The following is a 17,786-nucleotide window of genomic DNA, read 5'->3' on the forward strand; positions in this document are numbered from 1 at the left end:
AATGGCGTTCAAAAAGACCAGGTCAGTTGCATGCTGAGGCGGTCGCCCAGTCCATTGGCGATGATGAGCGCGTTGGAACGGGCAGCCCCTGCTGCGATGGCGGAGAGATTAGAGACTCTCATCGCACGCCACTCGTAATTGAAAATCACACGCGTCGCCGGATCGATGAAGTACTGCAAGCCCAGTGTGGTGGTGGCGAACTCGCGCTCGTTGGCGGCAGTCTGCGTCATAAAATCGAGGTAGTCGTAACGCAGGTCGGCCTCCCATTGCGGCATGAAACGCCAGCCACCCTCGACGTACCAGCCCCGGGCTTTTTCGCTCACACCCGCTGCGAATGCCTGCCCCACGAAAGGCGGCGTCTGCCCGCCCACGACCATGCCGTCTGCGCGCAGATATTCTGCCGAAGCACGGTAGTCTCCTTGCAGATATTTGATACCCACGCCTTCGCGCACCATGCGGAAATATTCCGTGCCGAACAGGCGCGATCCGTTCTGGCGCCACACGAAGGCGCTGAGGTCTTCACGGTTGGGGCCTTTGCCGCCGAGCAGGTAGGAGGTCTGCAAACGCAGGGTGAGGTCTTTGCGCGCATCGGTGTCGTTGATGCTCTCGATGGCCGCGCCGTTGGAGACCATCGCGGCATAGGAGTATTCCCACTGCTCCTGCACGAAGGTGTCGTAGACCTGCACGCCCCAATCGCGGAAGCCGGAGAAGCCGCTGGATAGTTTGGCACTCGACGCACCGCTGGCATTCACCGCACCGTTCGCCTGCACGGGCAAGCCCACCAGCATGTAGAGCACAGCATTGGAGTTGTACACGTAGGGGTAGGAGGTGTTCACCGCGAGCAGTGCCTCTTCGCTGGTCGGCAACTTGAACAGACCCGCACGGATGCGCGCACCGGGTATATAGCTGAAGGTGAGCGAGGCATCAGTGAGCATGATGTCGCGGTAATAGTTGACGCCGTTCTGCCCGGCATCGAGAGCTACAAAATAGTTGATGTCGTCGTTGAGTCTGCCGCGCGCACCTAGCCCAGCACGTATCACTTGAAACTGGTGCGGCTGCTGTAACTCTGGCCAGTTGAGGTTGAGCGTGGAGTATTGCCCATTGAACACAGCGGCAGTCCCTTGAAGCCCTGACGCTTTCTTCGCATCGATGAAGGTATAGCTAGGCTGGAGGAAACCAAAGGTGCGGATGGGTTGCGCATCGGCTGTCTCATTACCCTGAAGTTGTAGCCAGTTACTCGCCTGCACCGCACCAGACAGAAGGCCCATCAACATTGCCACACCGAATCTGCTGCGCATGACGCCTCCTTTAGCTGAGCAATTTGACGAACTCCGTCGCAGGAACTGGACGACTGTATAGATACCCCTGAGCCTCGTCGCAACCGTAATTGCGCAAGAAGGCAAGTTGCGCGTCGGTCTCCACGCCCTCGGCGATTACGGTCAGTTGCAATGTATGACCGAGCTGAATGATGGCGCGCACGATGGCAGCGGAATCTACATCCTCAGCGAGGTCACGCACGAAAGACTGGTCGATCTTGAGCTTGTTCACCGCCAGCCGTTTCAGATACGAAAGGCTGGAGTATCCTGTGCCGAAGTCATCGATGGAGAGCTTCACGCCCATGTCTCTCAAACTGCGCAGGGTCTTGATCGCAACATCAATATCTTGCAGTAGGATGGACTCGGTCAGTTCCAGCTCCAACAACTCCGCCGGCAAACCCGAGCGTTTGAGCGCATGCGAAACCGTCTCCAGCAAGTTGCCGCGCTTGAACTGTAGTGCGGAGAGATTCACCGCCATCACCAGCGCATGACCTTTATCGCGCCAGACTTGGGCTTGGCGGCATGCCTCACTAAGCACCCAGTCACCCATCGGGATGACAAGACCACTGCGCTCCGCCAGCGGGATGAATTTTCCTGGCGGGAGCAATCCAAGTTCGGGATGCTGCCAGCGCACCAGCGCTTCCGTGCCGATGAGACGCCCGCTGGCGATATCGATCTGCGGCTGATAGTGGAGGATGAATTCCTGATTCTTCACCGCGCTGCGCAATTGTCCTTGTAGTTGCAACTGCTCCTGCGCATCAATGCTCATCTTTTCAGAGAAGAAACGGTAGGTATCACGTCCACTGTCTTTCGCCTGATACAGCGCGGTATCGGCATTACGAAGCAGCATGTCGAATTCCTTGCCGTCGTCAGGATATAAGCTCACCCCGATACTAAATGTGGTATTGATCGAATAGGTGTCGATCTCGAACGGAGTCGTAAACGTCTCGATGATCTGCTGTGCGATGCCGCTGATCACGGCAAGGTCGCGCAGATTGGTCAACAGGATGACGAACTCGTCGCCGCCCTGACGACTAATGGTGTCGGCATCGCGCAGACATCCGCGCAGACGCTCGACCACATGCACCAGCAACTGGTCGCCGTAGTTATGCCCGAGCGTATCGTTAACCTGCTTAAAGTTGTCCAGATCAAGGAACAGCACCGCCACGCCGGAGTGCATCCGATCCGCCTGCGCGATCGCCTGTTCGTAGCGGTCACGCAACAACAGGCGGTTGGGCAAGCCGGTGAGCATGTCGTGATGCGCAAGGAACTCCAGTTGCTTTTCAGCCTCTTCGTGTTCGACGCGAGTACGCAAAGTTTCTATGCCATAAGCCAGATCGTTGGCTAGCTCTTCCAGCAGCCTCACCTCCTCCGCACCGAATGCATCCTCTTCGCCAGAGTAGATCGTGAGCGCACCTAATATATGTGTCCGATTGTTCAATGGCAGAGCGATGCTGGAAAGGTAACCTCTCTCTAGTGCAGCTTCGCGCCACAGAGCCATGCGTGAATGGGTCCGGAAATCTGGATTGATATCAGTCTGCCCAGTTCTGATCGCCGTACCCGTCGGGCCGCGTCCTTGCTCAATGTCCGACCACCTTATCCCGACGACACTCAAATACTCGCTCTCATCTCCGCACTGTGCGACCGGACGCACAGACTTCTCTGCATCGTGCTCTGCATAGCCTACCCATGCCATGCGATAGCCGCCTTCCGCGACGATGAGGCCGCAGATATCCTTCAACAGCGTTGATTCATCCACGGCATGTACCAGCGCCGTATTGCAATCGCTCAACAGCTTGAGCGCACGATTGAGCCTTACCTGAGTTTGCTCGCTATGTTTGTGTTCAGTAATGTCCTGATTCACCCCGATCAATCGAGCGACCTCACCCTGATCGTTCTTTTCAATTCTGAGACGCACCTGCACCCAGCGCATCTCGCCGCTGGGGCATAGGATGCGCGCCTCGACTTGGATCAGCGCATTCTGATCGTCAGATTTAAGCGCAAGCTGGATCGTTGCACCCACTTGGGATGTCGAATCTGGATGAACCAAGCGCCGGGCAAAATCTGCCGAGCGCATGCGATAGCCTCCCATTGCCACAGCAGTGGTTTCATGCAGCGAATAGTATTGGTCGTTAAAGATGAATTCGTCGCTGGCCACCTCGTACTCCCAGTGCCCCATCCTAGCGATTCGCAACGCTTCCGAAAGTTTCGCTTCGCTCGCTCGCAATGCGGCGGTCGCCTTCAAGCGCACATTGAGCATCTCATTGAACTCCTGCGCCACTTCTCTGATCTCGGGCGGCCCATCTATCTCAGCTCTAGCATCTTCGTGGCCCTGCCTGAGCGCGCGTGAGGCTACCGCCAACGCACCAATGGGCCGCGATATCTGGCGTGCGATCAACCATGCGACTCCAAAAATAAGCAACAAACTGCTCAACCCCAGCAGCACATTTCTTAGCACCGCTTCACGCAGCTGAGAATAGACATAACTGGTTGGGATGCCGACATACACCGTCCAACCGGAATCCTCTACTCTATCGACGTGATAGAGCCTCGGCACCGAATCAATGCCTTCCATTTCTCCATCTCTTCCGGCGAGGATATTATTGAGCGTCTTGTTGTTTGTATGTTTTTTCCCCACCCACTTCTCGGTATCAAGGTTGCGCCAGACAAATGCCCCATCTTCCGTCACGATACCGATGGCGGTGGATGGGATCATCGGCACATTGGAGAGATTGGGTTCGTACAAGGCAAGATCGAGCGGCAGCCCAAGGAAGCCGATTTTTTTGCCGTGGTCATCATGGATAGGGTAGGTCAGCACGGTCACCCATCTACCCGTGATAGGGCCGAAGAACGGGTCGCTCACCACTAACTCATCCTGTACGAGAGACCTTTTAAACCACGGGGCCTTGGCGACCGAGACCGGTTTACCGCCCGGCTGGGGGACTGCGGAACAGATCGCCGTACCCTTCATATCAATCACGGTCATGTTCGCAGATTTCGGAAATAACCCGCGGAAATCCCACAGCACTTGGTCGCAGTTACGTGCGTCCATCTTGCGGATGAGCGGACGTTTTGCCATCTGCACCAGAAAATCTCGGTTGGAGGCCAGTACGCGATTGACGTCAGAAGCCGTTGCGGCAGCGAGCATGTGGGCGGTCAATTTAGCCTCGACGACGCGCTGTTGGGCGGCGTCGTAGATCGTATAAGCCAGTATGCCGATCATAGGCACAGCAATGGCAGCCACCAAGGCAAACAATTGTGCGCGTATTGTGAGGGGTGGTTTCATCTCAGCAAATGCAAGTAACTCGTATGTTAGGACAGATCACTTTTTAGCATTCCGAACACGCTGAATGGCTGGGCAAATAATAGCCTAGAATAACCCATCACGTTGAGTGGTAATTTGTCTGCATACTACCGAACCATACCCAACCTATACCAAGCTCCTGCAGCGCCCTACTCTGCCACCACCTGCAAGAACGCGTTGCCGAATTTCGCCAGTTTGGCTTGTCCGACCCCGCTGATACGCCCCATCTCGGCCATCGTTTGTGGTTTGTGGTTGAGAATTTCCAGCAAGGTACTGTCGTGGAAAATGACGTAAGGTGGCACCCCCTGCTCTTTGGCAAGCTCCATACGTTTGGTTTTTAGCGCCTGCCACAGCGGATCTTCGTGAACATGGGCAAAAGCCTCGCGCAAACGCGAGCCGCGCTCAGCCTTGGTATTGCGCCGTTTGGTAGGCTCGGCATCGCGGCGCAGCCATACTTCCTGTTCTCCTCGCAATACAGGGCGCGCGGTTTCGGCCAAACGCAAGCCACCGTAGGCCTCCATCTCCACAGAGATGAGCCCCGCTGCGACCAGTTGGCGATAGACGCTGCTCCATTGCTGCTGGGTAAGTCCGTTTCCGATGCCGAAGGTGCTCAGTTGTTGGTGGTTGAACTGCTCGACCTTGGGGGTGGCTTTGCCCAGCAAGACGTCGATCAGATGAGCCACACCGAAGCGTTGTCCGGTGCGATATACGCAGGACAACGCCATGCGGGCCGCCTCGGTAGCATCCCAAGTATCCACTGGCGAGAGGCAGTTGTCGCACTGGCCGCAGTCGCCAGGATGTTGCTCGCCAAAATAGCGCAAGATGGTCTGGTGACGGCAATCGGTGGACTCGCAGAAACCTAGCAGCGCATCCAGCTTTTGCAACTCGACACGCTTACGCTCTTCCGGCGCGTCGCCGGACAACAGCATCTGCCGCATGGACACCACATCGCCCAACCCATAGGCCATCCACGCATTCGCAGGCAGACCGTCACGGCCGGCACGACCCGTTTCTTGGTAATAACCTTCCATGCTTTTGGGCAGGTCGAGGTGGGCGACGAAGCGCACGTTGGGCTTGTCGATGCCCATGCCGAAGGCAACAGTAGCGACCATGATGACGCCTTCTTCCCGCAGGAACCTTCTTTGGTTTTGGTTGCGGGTCGCCGCATCGAGTCCAGCGTGATAGGGTAACGCATCCCAGCCCTGCTCCTGCAACCAAGCGGCTGTCTCTTCGACTTTCTTGCGCGACAAGCAATACACGATGCCAGCATCCTCTGGATGTTCCATCTCCAGAAACGATCGCAACTGTTGACGAGCATTGGCTTTCTGCGTAACGCGATAACGGATGTTTGGTCGATCAAAACTGGAAACGAACTGCTGCGCCTGCTCCAACGATAAGCGCTCAACGATCTCGCGCCGCGTCGGCGCATCGGCAGTCGCAGTGAGGGCGATGCGCGGCACATCAGGAAAGTGCTCGTGTAATACGGTAAGTGCGCGGTATTCAGGGCGGAAGTCGTGCCCCCATTGCGAAACGCAATGAGCTTCGTCGATGGCAAAGAGTGCGATGCTGGATTCTCGATACATCTCGTCCAGCAAACTCAAGAAGCCCTCCGTCATCAATCGTTCCGGCGCGACATACAGCAGCTTCAATTCACCGCGATGTATCTGTCGGTACACCTCGCGGGCAGCTTCGGCATCCAAACTGGAGTTAAGGAACGCCGCCGATACGCCCAACTGCTTGAGCGCATCCACTTGATCCTGCATCAAGGCGATCAGCGGCGAAACGACGATACCAACCCCGGAACGCAGCAAGGCAGGGATCTGGTAACACAAGGATTTGCCACCGCCGGTGGGCATCAGCACTAGGGCATCGCCCCCTGCAACGACATGCTCGACGATACTCTGTTGAGCGCCGCGAAATGCGGCGTAGCCAAAGACTTCTTGAAGAGTTTGCTGCGCTGTCGGCATAGATGATGCCGACGATCAGTCTCGGCTGGGCAGCGCGGGCGGGGTTTCGACAACCGCCGAAGCGGGAGCGGGCTGATTCTCGGTGAACTGGAAGAACACCTCGCCCTGCTTGATCATGCTCATTTTGCTGCGGGCATGTTCCTCGATGGCCTCGGTGCCCTGCTTTAAGTCGCGCACTTCGGCATCCATCAGAGCGTTGCGCTCATGAATCTTCTGGTTAGCTTGTTTCTCGACCTCAAGCTGCTGACCGAACTCGCGTACCTTCATCCAGCCGCCCTTGCCCAACCAAAGCGGATACTGCAATAGCAGGATCAGAGCGACCAGAATGATGGTGATGATACGCATCAGCCAAGCTGGTAGTACGCCTCACGACCGGGATAGGAGGCGCAATCGCCCAGATCTTCTTCGATACGCAGCAGTTGGTTGTACTTCGCCATACGATCAGAACGCGACAAAGAACCAGTCTTGATCTGCAAAGCATTGGTCGCCACAGCGATGTCGGCGATGGTACTGTCTTCAGTCTCACCGGAACGGTGCGAGATCACAGCCGTGTAACCCGCGCGCTTGGCCATTTCGATGGCGGCAAAGGTTTCAGTCAAGGTGCCGATCTGGTTGATCTTGATCAAGATGGAGTTGGCCAAGCCTTGGCGGATACCTTCGCGCAGGATCTTGGTGTTGGTCACGAACACGTCGTCGCCCACCAGTTGCACGTCGTCGCCCAGACGGTCGGTTAGCAGCTTCCAGCCGTCCCAGTCGTGCTCGCTCATGCCGTCTTCGATGGTGATGACGGGGTATTTATCCACCCAGTTCGCCAGATAATCAACGAATTGAGCCGAAGTGAGCTTCAGACCTTCGGAATCGATGTGATACAAGCCATCCTTATAGAACTCGGAGCTGGCGCAGTCGATGCCAATGGCGACATCTTCGCCGGGCACGTAGCCCGCCGCTTCGATACCTTCAACGATCAATTGCAATGCGGACTCGTTGCTCGGCAGATTAGGTGCAAAGCCGCCTTCGTCACCCACGGTGGTCGGCATACCTTTTTCGTCGATCAGCTTCTTCAAGGCATGGAACACCTCGGCACCACATCGCAGCGCTTCGCGGAAGCTCTCAGCGCCCACCGGAATGATCATGAACTCTTGCATGTCGATGTTGTTGTTGGCATGCGCACCGCCGTTGATGATGTTCATCATCGGCACAGGCATTTCCATGCGCGCGGAACCGCCCAGATAACGATACAGCGGCAGGCCAGCATCTTCAGCAGCAGCGCGTGCCACGGCCATCGACACGGCCAGAATGGCGTTTGCGCCCAGACGCGATTTATTCTCAGTACCATCCAGATCGATCATGGTCTGGTCGATGAACGCTTGCTCGGAAGCATCCAAGCCGATGATCGCCTCGGCGATCTCGGTGTTCACATATTCCACCGCTTGCAGCACGCCCTTACCCAGATAACGACTCTTGTCTCCGTCACGCAGTTCGATGGCTTCTTTTGCGCCAGTCGAAGCGCCAGACGGCACCGCTGCACGCCCCATCACGCCAGATTCCAACAACACATCAGCCTCTACCGTCGGGTTACCACGGGAGTCCAGAATTTCTCTTGCTACGACATCTACGATTGCGCTCATTGCTCTCTCTCTATCAGATATTCTTCAAATCAACATTTTCTTCGATTAAACCCTGCTTCTTCACTGCCGCATCCAGCACCAGCAGTGTTTCCAACAATTCTTTCAGATGCCCCAAGGGGAAGGCATTCGGCCCATCCGACATGGCTAGAGCCGGATTCGGGTGTGTCTCCATGAATAGACCAGAGATGCCCGCTGCCACCGCTGCCCGCGCCAACACCGGCACGAATTCGCGCTGTCCGCCTGAAACCGAACCCTGACCACCCGGCAACTGCACCGAATGAGTGCCATCGAACACCACCGGACACCCAGTATTGCGCATCACTGCCAGCGAACGCATATCCGATACCAAGTTGTTGTAACCAAACGAGGCACCCCGTTCGCACACCATGATGTTGTCCGCACCGCTAGCATCGCGCGCCTTATCGACCACATTCTTCATATCCCAAGGCGATAAGAACTGGCCTTTCTTGATATTCACCGGCTTGCCGGATTTCGCCACAGCGTGGATGAAATCCGTCTGCCGACACAAGAATGCCGGCGTTTGCAACACATCCACCACGGAAGCCACGGGAGCGATCTCATCTTCGCTATGCACATCGGTCAGTACGGGCACACCGATCTGCTTCTTTACTTCCGACAGTATCTTAAGCCCAGCATCGACACCAAAACCACGGAACGACTTACCTGAACTGCGATTCGCCTTGTCGTACGAAGACTTGTAGATGAACGGAAGGTTCAATGCCGCGCAAATTTCTTTCAACTGCCCAGCAGTATCCAACGCCATCTGCTCAGACTCGATCACACAAGGACCTGCGATCAAGAACAGTGGTTTATCTAGGCCGACATCAAATCCACACAGTTTCATCAGTTCAGTACCTCACTACAATACTCACTAGCACTCAATGCGCCAGCGATACAAAGCAATTCACATGCCATGATCATGCTGCAGTCTGCTGCAAGACAGCGGCTTCGACAAAAGCCTTGAACAGCGGATGTCCCTCGCGTGGCGTTGAAGTGAATTCCGGGTGGAACTGCACGCCGACGAACCAAGGATGGCTGCTTTGCGGCAACTCCATCATCTCTGGCAGGTTCTCGCTCGGTGTGCGTGCTGAGATGATGAGGCCGGATGATTCCAGCGCAGGTACGTAATGGTTGTTGACCTCGTAGCGATGGCGATGGCGCTCGTTGACTTGGTCGCCGTAGATGCGCTGTGCCAGAGTGCCCGCTTTGATCGGGCAACGCTGAGATCCCAGACGCATGGTGCCGCCCAAGTCGGAATTCTCGCTGCGGGTCTCGATCTTGCCTTCACGGTCTTGCCACTCGGTGATAAGTGCCACTACCGGATGGGTGGTATCGGAATCGAACTCGGTGCTGCTGGCATCTGCCATACCCGCGACATCGCGTGCATATTCGATCACTGCCAACTGCATCCCCAGACAGATACCCAAATAAGGCACGTTGTTCTCACGGGCGTAACGGATGGCAGCGATCTTGCCTTCCGTGCCACGCTTGCCAAATCCACCGGGAACCAGCACGGCATCAAGCTTACTCAAACAGCCGACACCGTCGGTCTCGATGTTCTCGGAATCCAGATATTCGATGTTGACGCGCGTGCCGGTATGGATACCCGCATGGCGCAGTGCCTCGATCAGCGACTTGTAAGATTCGGTCAGTTCGACATATTTGCCGACCATGCCGATGGTGATCTCGTGCGTCGGATGCTCCAGCGCATAGACCAGTTTGCTCCACACCGCCAGATCAGCAGGACGCGCATTCAGGTGCAACTCTTCGCAGACGATGCGATCCAGCCCCTGCTCGTTGAGTATCTGCGGGATCTTGTAGATGCTGTCCACATCCCAGACCGAGATCACCGCGTCTTCGTGGACGTTGGCGAACAGCGATATCTTGGCGCGCTCGTCATCCGGGATGGGACGGTCGGCGCGGCACAGCAAGGCGGTCGGTGAGATACCGATCTCGCGCAGCTTCTGCACGCTATGCTGGGTCGGCTTGGTCTTCAACTCACCGGCGCTGGCGATGTAAGGAACCAATGTCAGATGCACATAAGCGACGCTGTTGCGTCCCAGACGCAAGCCCATCTGGCGAGCGGCTTCGAGGAACGGCAGCGACTCGATGTCGCCCACCGTACCGCCGATCTCGCAGATCGCCACATCGGCCTTACCGTCATGCGAAGCGGCTGCACCGCGTTCGACGAACGCTTGGATCTCGTTGGTGATGTGCGGGATGACCTGCACCGTCTTGCCCAGATATTCGCCGCGACGCTCCTTGCGGATCACGCTCTCATAGATCTGGCCGGTGGTGAAATTGTTGGCCTTGCGCATCTTGGCGCTGATAAAGCGCTCGTAATGGCCAAGGTCGAGATCGGTCTCGGCACCGTCTTCGGTAACGAAGACTTCGCCATGCTGGAACGGGCTCATCGTGCCGGGATCGACATTGATGTACGGGTCCAACTTGAGCATGGTGACTTTGAGACCGCGCGATTCAAGGATCGCAGCCAAAGAAGCGGCGGCGATGCCTTTCCCTAAGGAAGATACAACGCCGCCGGTAATGAAGATGAATTTAGTCATGGGGCGTAATGATACCGGAAAACGCCTTTTCCCTCAAAATCACACGCAAATATTGTTGCCGAAGCAGCCAGATTCGCATTAAAACCCGCCTGTAAGAAAGGGTTGATTAGTAAATCGCGCGGCTTAATCGGCACAACGCAGCACGACGAGCTGACAAGCGCTTTCCCAAACCTAACGGAAACGGCTAGAATTCGCGCCTCACTAAAAGTACACGAAGGAAGCAGAACCATGTCCATGGCCGACCGCGACGGTTTTATTTGGTATGACGGCAAGCTGGTACCTTGGCGCGATGCCACCACCCACGTCCTGACTCACACCCTGCACTACGGCATGGGCGTATTCGAGGGCGTCAGAGCCTACAAGACCACGCAAGGCACTGCCATCTTCCGCTTGGAAGAGCACACCCAGCGCCTGATGAATTCGGCTTACATCTTCAAGATGAACATGCCGTACGACAAGGAAACCCTGATGGAAGCGCAGAAGGAAGTGGTGCGCGCCAACAATCTGGAATCCTGCTACTTACGCCCGATCGCCTTTTACGGCTCGGAAGCGATGGGCATCTCTGCCACCAAGGTGAGCACCCATGTCGCCGTGGCTGCTTGGCCGTGGGGCGCGTATCTGGGTGCTGAAGGCATGGCCAAAGGCATCCGCGTCAAGACATCCAGCTTTACCCGTCACCACGTCAACGTGAACATGTGCCGTTCCAAGTCGGTCGGCACCTATACCAACTCTATCCTTGCGCATCAGGAAGTTGCTCACGACGGCTACGATGAGGCGCTGCTGCTAGACGTTGACGGCTACGTGGCCGAAGGCGCGGGCGAGAACATCTTCATCGTGAAAAAAGGCAAGCTGTACACGCCCGACCTGACTTCCTGTCTGGAAGGCATCACGCGCGACACCATTCTGACGCTGGCCGCCGACCTAGGTCTGGAAGTGATCCAAAAGCGCATCACCCGCGATGAAGTGTATTGCGCCGAAGAAGCATTCTTCACCGGCACAGCGGCTGAAGTGACTCCGATTCGCGAACTGGACAATCGCACCATCGGCGCAGGTTGCCGTGGCCCGATCACCGAAAAGCTGCAATCACTGTTCTTTGACATCGTCGGCGGGAAAAACGATAAATACGCCAACTGGCTCGCACACGTTTAAGGAGAAAACGCATGACCGCTCAATCCGTCGTTGAAGTCACCGCCGCCGACCTGCCGCTGACCTGCCCCACCCCGTCGGTGTCCTTGTGGAACAACCATCCACGCGTCGCGCTGGCCGTCGAGAAGACTGGCGAAGTACGCTGCCCGTATTGCGGCACACTGTATAAGTTCGTCGGCGAACTGCCCAAGGGACATCACTAAGCCGGTAGCTCGTTGCGAGTAGCCCGTAGCCAATTCGGTTTTGCTACCCACTATCCGCCTCGAGCTACCCGCCCCTCATGAGAAAAATCCTCGTCATTGCGCCTAGCTGGGTCGGCGACTGCATGTTGATGCAGCCGATGCTACAACGGCTCAAGCAACGCCATCCGCAGGTGCGGATCGACATCCTCGCGCCTCCTTGGACGGAAAAGCTGCTGCGACTGATGCCCGAGGTGAACGATGTCATTGTCAATCCGTTTCCGCACGGCGCGCTGCAACTCTCCCAGCGCCGCACACTTGGGAAATCCCTGCGCGCCGCGCATTATGATCAGGCCATCGTCACGCCCAACTCGTTGAAGTCCGCACTGGTGCCGTTCTTCGCCAAGATACCGCTACGCACCGGCTTCGTCGGCGAGACCCGCTACGGCCTGCTCAACGATGCTCGCAAGCTGGACAAGACCGTATTGCCGTTCATGGTGGAACGCTTCGCCTACCTAGCCAAAGCGCGCGGCGACACCCTTCAACGCCCAGTGCCGAATCCACATCTGGAAATCAGCGCCGAACAACGCCAGCGTGCACTGCAAAAACTGGGATTGACGCAGGACCAGCCCATCGCCATCTTCTGCCCCGGTGCGGAATACGGCCCAGCCAAGCGCTGGCCAGAAGCCTATTACGGCGAACTGGCACAAACGCTGCACCAGCGCGGCTATGCCGTCTGGCTGCTAGGTTCCGGCAAGGATCAGCCAGTGGGCAACGAGATCGTGCGACTGAGCGGCGACACCTGCCGCAACCTGTGTGGCGCGACCGACTTAAGTGATGCAATCGCCCTGCTCGCCTGCGCCGATGTTGTGGTCAGCAACGATTCTGGGCTGATGCACCTAGCGGCGGCGCTGGATCGCCCGATGGTCGCTATCTTCGGTTCCAGCAGCCCGCAGTTCACGCCGCCATTGTCCGCTGCTGCCCAAGTCATCCAGCTCGACCTGCCCTGCATCCCCTGCTTCAAACGCGAGTGCCCGCTGGGACATTTCAACTGCATGAAACAACTGCCACCTGACCGCATCCTCCCCTTGCTGCCCATCCGGGCCGACAAGTGATGACCATCAGCCTGCCGCGCGAGATCTTCAAGGCCTACGACATACGCGGCATTGTCGGCAAGACGCTGACTTCTGGGATCGTAGAACTGATCGGTCACGCCCTAGGTTCGGAAGCCGTGGCACGCGGCCAGCACAGTATCGTGATCGGTCGCGATGGCCGCTTGTCTGGGCCGGAGTTCTCCGAAGCGCTGGCGCGCGGCATCCGGCAAAGCGGCATAGCCGTGATCGACATCGGCCAGGTCGCCACGCCCATGTCCTATTTCGCCGCCTACCAGCTCGGCACGCACTGCGCGGCGATGATCACCGGCAGCCACAATCCGCCGGAGTACAACGGCATCAAAATGGTGCTGGCGGACGAGACCTTGTCGGGCGAGGCCATCCAGCAGTTGCGCCTGCGCATAGAGCGCGGCGACCTCACCCACGGCAACGGTAGCTACGCGCGGCATGACATCGCGGCGGAATACTACGCTCGCATCGTCGGCGACATCCGGCTGGTGCGCCCGATGAAGGTGACCGTGGATTGCGGCAACGGCGTGGCTGGGGCGTTCGTCGCCGAGCTGTACCGGCAACTGGGCTGTGAAGTCACTGAATTATTCTGCGAGGTGGACGGCCACTTCCCCAACCATCACCCCGACCCATCCGAACCGCACAATCTGCAAGACCTGATCGCCGCACTCAAGCGCAACGACAGCGAGATCGGCCTCGCTTTCGACGGCGACGGCGACCGCCTCGGCGTGGTCACCAAGGACGGCAAGATCATCTACCCGGATCGGCAGTTGATGCTATTCGCCGCCGATGTGCTGAATCGCAATCCCGGTGCGGAGATCATCTACGACGTGAAATCCACCCGCCACCTTGCAGGCTGGATACGCCAGCACGGCGGCCAACCCACCTTGTGGAAGACTGGCCATTCGCTGATGAAAGCCAAGATGCGCGAGACCGGCGCGCTGCTGGCGGGTGAACTGAGCGGCCATGTGTTCTTCAAGGAGCGCTGGTACGGCTTCGACGACGCGCTCTACACCGGCGCACGCCTGCTGGAGATCCTGAGCAAAGTCGCCGACCCGAGCGCCACACTGAACAGCCTGCCTGATGCGATGAGCACACCGGAGCTGCACCTCAAACTCAGGGAAGGCGAAAATTTCGCTCTGATCGAGCACATGAAGCAGCACGCAAAATTCACCGATGCGATAGAAATCATCACTCTCGACGGGCTGCGCGTGGAGTACGACGATGGCTTCGGATTGATGCGCTCATCCAACACCACACCGGTCATCACGCTCCGTTTCGAGGCAGATAATGCTGTTTCCTTACAGCGCGTTAAGAATGACTTCCGTCGCGCTCTATTAAGTGTCAATCCGGCGTTGAATCTGCCGTTCTAAGCCATTACACTGCACCCCCTTACAACTATAACCACCTTCGATCTTCAGAGGAGTCCACATGTCCGAGTCAAACAGCATCGAATCCGTCTTGCACGAAACCCGCGTCTTCCCGCCTTCTGCCGAATTTGCGACGCGGGCCAATGTCTCCGGCATGGAGTCATACAAGGCGATGGTGGCAGCATCCGAGGCTGATTATTCCGGTTACTGGGCAGACCTCGCGCGCAAGAACATCGACTGGAAGCAACCATTCACCAAGGTGCTGGACGAGAGCAACGCGCCGTTCTACAAGTGGTTCGAAGACGGCCTGCTGAACGTCTCCTACAACTGTCTGGATCGCCACCTCGCCACTCAGAGCGAAAAGACCGCAATCATCTTCGAGGGCGACGACGGTAAAGTGACCCGTGTGAGCTACCGTGAGTTGCATGGCCGTGTCTGCCAGTTCGCCAACGGCCTAAAATCTCGCGGCATCAAGAAGGGCGACCGAGTCATCATCTACATGCCAATGAGCGTGGAAGCAGTAGTGGCGATGCAAGCCTGCGCGCGTATCGGCGCGATCCACTCAGTCGTATTCGGCGGCTTCTCTTCGAAAAGCCTACATGAGCGCATCACAGATGCGCAAGCCGTCGCCATCATCACTGCTGACGGCCAGTTCCGAGGCGGTCGTGCCATGCCACTAAAGCCCGCGGTTGATGAGGCTCTGACCATGGATGGATGCGAAAGCGTGCACAGTGTGATCGTCTATCGCCGCATTGGCGCAAGTATCGAGCTTGATGATGACCGCGATATCTGGTGGCACGACTTGTTCAACAGCCAGTCCTCCGTGTGCGAGCCGGAATGGGTCAGCGCTGAACATCCGCTGTTCATCCTCTACACCTCCGGCTCGACGGGCACACCGAAGGGCGTACAACATTCTTCCGGCGGCTATCTGCTGGGTGCGATGACTTCCATCCAGTGGGTGTTCGACTACAAGCCGACCGACGTGTTCTGGTGCACCGCCGACGTGGGCTGGATCACTGGACACAGCTATGTCGCCTACGGCCCACTGGCGCTGGGCGCGACCCAAGTCGTGTTCGAAGGCGTACCGACCTACCCGGACGCAGGCCGCTTCTGGAAGATGATCCAAGACCACAAGGTCACCACCTTCTACACCGCACCGACCGCCATCCGTTCACTGATCAAGCTGGGCGGCGACCTGCCCAAGCAATACGACCTGTCCAGCCTGCGCCTGCTGGGCTCGGTCGGCGAGCCGATCAACCCAGAAGCATGGATGTGGTATTACAACGTGGTCGGCCAAGGCCGTTGCCCCATCGTGGACACGTGGTGGCAGACCGAGACCGGCAGCCACATGATCTCGCCGCTGCCCGGCGCGACCCCGATCAAGCCCGGCTCCTGCACCCTGCCCCTGCCCGGCATCCAGGCCGCCATCGTCAACGAGGCGGGCGATGAGGTACACGATCAACACGGCGGTTTCTTGGTCATCAAGAAGCCGTTTCCCTCGCAGATCCGCACCATTTGGGGCGACCCCGAGCGTTACAAGAAGAGCTATTTCCCTGAAGAGATGAAGGGCGCGTATCTGGCGGGCGACTCGGCGCACCGCGATGCCGACGGCTATTTCTGGATCATGGGACGTATCGACGACGTGCTGAACGTCTCTGGTCACCGCTTGGGCACGATGGAGATCGAGTCCGCGCTGGTCGCCAATCCGTTGGTCGCTGAAGCCGCTGTGGTCGGCAAACCGCACGACATCAAGGGCGAGGCCGTGGTCGCCTTCGTGGTGCTCAAGGGTGCACGGCCGGCTGATGCTGCTGCCGTCAAGAAACTGGCGGAAGAGCTGCGCAACTGGGTGGGCAAGGAGATCGGCCCGATCGCCAAACCGGACGAGATCCGTTTCGGCGAGAATCTGCCCAAGACCCGCTCCGGCAAGATCATGCGCCGCCTGCTGCGTGCCATCGCCAAGGGCGAAGAGATCACGCAGGACACTTCGACGCTAGAGAACCCGGCCATTCTCGAACAGTTGAAGGAAGTCGTTCGCTGACCGGCAGGGTTTGACCACAGGCTAATGCTCGCTTTGCGGACACTAGCCTGTGGCACTTACCTGCAATTTTCAACCTCAACTCCCGCGCAACCGTCGGCATCACCGAACGGCCCATACCGCCTCGATCATGAATACAGCATTGCGCCATTGGCTCAAGACTCATTTTTCGGTGCACTTATCCCCGTAGAAAATTGGAACAAATGGAATCAAACATTGTTGCTGAAGCTGCCCACGCAACCCTTAATGGAAGCATTCCTTTTCCAGAGGTTGTTCGTAGGTTAGTAGAAACGGGCGTTGAGTATTACCACGTCGATTATGTGGCGCTGCAAATGACCTATTACAGCGCCTCATGCGGGGTTTTAAAGACCCCGATCAACTATGAGGGACTGCCTTCGGTAGCAAGTGAGTTCGATCTTGTTGGACTTCGCGCTGCGATTCTCGACAGCCAACAAAATGGTCAGCATTTCCGCGATTTCACCCAGCGAGCGATTAACGCCGGTGTTCAAGGTTACATTGCATTTCTAGTTGACCAGCGTGTCACGTATTGGGGACGCGGCGGCAACCAGCACACTGAATGGTTTCCAGGTGCGCAGCCTGGTAAAGCGTAAATAACACCCAACACGCGCTCATAATAGGGTTTCAACTTCCACCCGAAGAGGTTTAGTGAAGAATGTTCTACGTCAACGGCACTCTGCTGACTGAGTGGTTACCAGCCACGTTGTCGGCGCACTTCAATCGCGAGGGGCTTGCTTCGGAAGTTAGAGACTCCCAACACTACGAAACTGGGCAGTATGTCCGCATATGGCACGCTGATGCGCACATAACCCTTGAACGTGCTGGAGCAGCGGAATACCTCGTTCGTGCTGACAGCGAGACGTATCCCACCCTGACTGATGTGTGCATCCATCTTTCGCATCACTTCTCAAAAGCGGGCTTGCGCTACAAACTGGAAATATACGATGAGGACGATCAGTTGCTCAACGAGTATCCCGTGGCACGGTGACTCGAAAGTAGTTAAGTTTTTTGATCGATAGATTACAAACCTTCAAGAGCCCCACCCCAGCGGTCGAGGCATTGGCTTCGTGACTGAGGAAAAATAAGCACTACGCCCAGAGCAAGGGGCGGTGTCGCC

14 protein-coding genes are annotated in these 17,786 nt (G+C 57.2%); 7 read left to right on the forward strand and 7 right to left on the reverse strand.

The features are described from left to right. Positions 1-8 precede the first annotated feature (8 nt). The 7 genes from OYT1_RS07470 to OYT1_RS07500 form a co-directional block, all read right to left on the reverse strand. Entirely contained in the window at positions 9-1,298 is a 1,290-nt protein-coding gene (locus OYT1_RS07470) for a porin (protein WP_062627439.1), read from the reverse strand. Positions 1,299-1,308: 10 nt separating this feature from the next. Further along, on the reverse strand, positions 1,309-4,602 hold the full coding sequence (locus OYT1_RS07475) for an EAL domain-containing protein (RefSeq protein WP_084612062.1): 3,294 nt from the start codon (positions 4,600-4,602) through the stop codon (positions 1,309-1,311). Positions 4,603-4,769: 167 nt separating this feature from the next. Continuing rightward, complete coding sequence (recQ, locus tag OYT1_RS07480; RefSeq protein WP_062627441.1) at positions 4,770-6,587, reverse strand: DNA helicase RecQ; 1,818 nt, start codon at positions 6,585-6,587, stop codon at positions 4,770-4,772. A 15-nt stretch (positions 6,588-6,602) separates the two neighbouring features. Further along, positions 6,603-6,932, reverse strand: coding sequence for a cell division protein FtsB (gene ftsB, locus OYT1_RS07485; RefSeq protein ID WP_062627442.1), 330 nt, complete (start codon positions 6,930-6,932; stop codon positions 6,603-6,605). Beyond that, a complete protein-coding gene (eno, locus tag OYT1_RS07490; RefSeq protein WP_062627443.1) occupies positions 6,932-8,215 on the reverse strand; it encodes a phosphopyruvate hydratase in 1,284 nt (427 codons plus the stop codon). The genes ftsB and eno overlap by 1 nt, the downstream gene beginning before the upstream one ends. Before the next feature lie 13 nt (positions 8,216-8,228). After that, entirely contained in the window at positions 8,229-9,080 is an 852-nt protein-coding gene (gene kdsA / locus OYT1_RS07495) for a 3-deoxy-8-phosphooctulonate synthase (protein WP_062627444.1), read from the reverse strand. Positions 9,081-9,153: 73 nt separating this feature from the next. Then, entirely contained in the window at positions 9,154-10,800 is a 1,647-nt protein-coding gene (locus tag OYT1_RS07500; RefSeq protein WP_062627445.1) for a CTP synthase, read from the reverse strand. 228 nt (positions 10,801-11,028) lie between these two features. Between OYT1_RS07500 and OYT1_RS07505 the strand changes: the two genes are divergently transcribed. The 7 genes from OYT1_RS07505 to OYT1_RS07535 all read left to right on the forward strand — a co-directional run bounded on the left by OYT1_RS07505 (position 11,029) and on the right by OYT1_RS07535 (position 17,657). Further along, positions 11,029-11,949 (forward strand): branched-chain amino acid transaminase, encoded by a 921-nt coding sequence (locus tag OYT1_RS07505; protein WP_062627446.1) that lies wholly within the window; start codon positions 11,029-11,031, stop codon positions 11,947-11,949. A gap of 11 nt (positions 11,950-11,960) precedes the next feature. Beyond that, on the forward strand, positions 11,961-12,149 hold the full coding sequence (locus tag OYT1_RS07510) for a zinc-finger domain-containing protein (protein ID WP_062627447.1): 189 nt from the start codon (positions 11,961-11,963) through the stop codon (positions 12,147-12,149). Between the two features lie 77 nt (positions 12,150-12,226). Continuing rightward, positions 12,227-13,240: a lipopolysaccharide heptosyltransferase II gene (waaF, locus tag OYT1_RS07515; protein WP_062627448.1), complete on the forward strand. Its 1,014-nt coding sequence runs from the start codon at positions 12,227-12,229 to the stop codon at positions 13,238-13,240. 5 nt (positions 13,241-13,245) lie between these two features. Beyond that, the gene (locus tag OYT1_RS07520; RefSeq protein WP_088178235.1) at positions 13,246-14,619 is read left to right on the forward strand and encodes a phosphomannomutase/phosphoglucomutase; all 1,374 of its coding nucleotides are present in this window, start codon (positions 13,246-13,248) and stop codon (positions 14,617-14,619) included. Positions 14,620-14,677: 58 nt separating this feature from the next. Further along, positions 14,678-16,654 carry an acetate--CoA ligase gene (acs, locus tag OYT1_RS07525; protein ID WP_062627450.1) on the forward strand — a complete coding sequence of 659 codons (1,977 nt, stop codon included), beginning with the start codon at positions 14,678-14,680 and terminating at the stop codon, positions 16,652-16,654. A 200-nt stretch (positions 16,655-16,854) separates the two neighbouring features. Next, the gene (locus OYT1_RS07530; RefSeq protein WP_062627451.1) at positions 16,855-17,262 is read left to right on the forward strand and encodes a DUF1398 domain-containing protein; all 408 of its coding nucleotides are present in this window, start codon (positions 16,855-16,857) and stop codon (positions 17,260-17,262) included. Positions 17,263-17,324: 62 nt separating this feature from the next. Beyond that, the gene (locus tag OYT1_RS07535; protein WP_062627452.1) at positions 17,325-17,657 is read left to right on the forward strand and encodes a hypothetical protein; all 333 of its coding nucleotides are present in this window, start codon (positions 17,325-17,327) and stop codon (positions 17,655-17,657) included. Positions 17,658-17,786 lie beyond the last annotated feature (129 nt).

The organism is Ferriphaselus amnicola, assembly GCF_000974685.2.
Classification (GTDB): Bacteria; Pseudomonadota; Gammaproteobacteria; order Burkholderiales; family Gallionellaceae; genus Ferriphaselus; species Ferriphaselus amnicola.

What these genes read in the sequence shown, in the direction of transcription:
- OYT1_RS07470 (WP_062627439.1), bottom strand. Translation starts at nt 1,298, where the DNA reads ATGCGCAGCAGATTCGGTGTGGCAATGTTGATGGGCCTTCTGTCTGGT.
- OYT1_RS07475 (WP_084612062.1), bottom strand. Translation starts at nt 4,602, where the DNA reads ATGAAACCACCCCTCACAATACGCGCACAATTGTTTGCCTTGGTGGCT.
- recQ (WP_062627441.1), bottom strand. Translation starts at nt 6,587, where the DNA reads ATGCCGACAGCGCAGCAAACTCTTCAAGAAGTCTTTGGCTACGCCGCA.
- ftsB (WP_062627442.1), bottom strand. Translation starts at nt 6,932, where the DNA reads ATGCGTATCATCACCATCATTCTGGTCGCTCTGATCCTGCTATTGCAG.
- eno (WP_062627443.1), bottom strand. Translation starts at nt 8,215, where the DNA reads ATGAGCGCAATCGTAGATGTCGTAGCAAGAGAAATTCTGGACTCCCGT.
- kdsA (WP_062627444.1), bottom strand. Translation starts at nt 9,080, where the DNA reads ATGAAACTGTGTGGATTTGATGTCGGCCTAGATAAACCACTGTTCTTG.
- OYT1_RS07500 (WP_062627445.1), bottom strand. Translation starts at nt 10,800, where the DNA reads ATGACTAAATTCATCTTCATTACCGGCGGCGTTGTATCTTCCTTAGGG.
- OYT1_RS07505 (WP_062627446.1), top strand. Translation starts at nt 11,029, where the DNA reads ATGTCCATGGCCGACCGCGACGGTTTTATTTGGTATGACGGCAAGCTG.
- OYT1_RS07510 (WP_062627447.1), top strand. Translation starts at nt 11,961, where the DNA reads ATGACCGCTCAATCCGTCGTTGAAGTCACCGCCGCCGACCTGCCGCTG.
- waaF (WP_062627448.1), top strand. Translation starts at nt 12,227, where the DNA reads ATGAGAAAAATCCTCGTCATTGCGCCTAGCTGGGTCGGCGACTGCATG.
- acs (WP_062627450.1), top strand. Translation starts at nt 14,678, where the DNA reads ATGTCCGAGTCAAACAGCATCGAATCCGTCTTGCACGAAACCCGCGTC.
- OYT1_RS07530 (WP_062627451.1), top strand. Translation starts at nt 16,855, where the DNA reads ATGGAATCAAACATTGTTGCTGAAGCTGCCCACGCAACCCTTAATGGA.
- OYT1_RS07535 (WP_062627452.1), top strand. Translation starts at nt 17,325, where the DNA reads ATGTTCTACGTCAACGGCACTCTGCTGACTGAGTGGTTACCAGCCACG.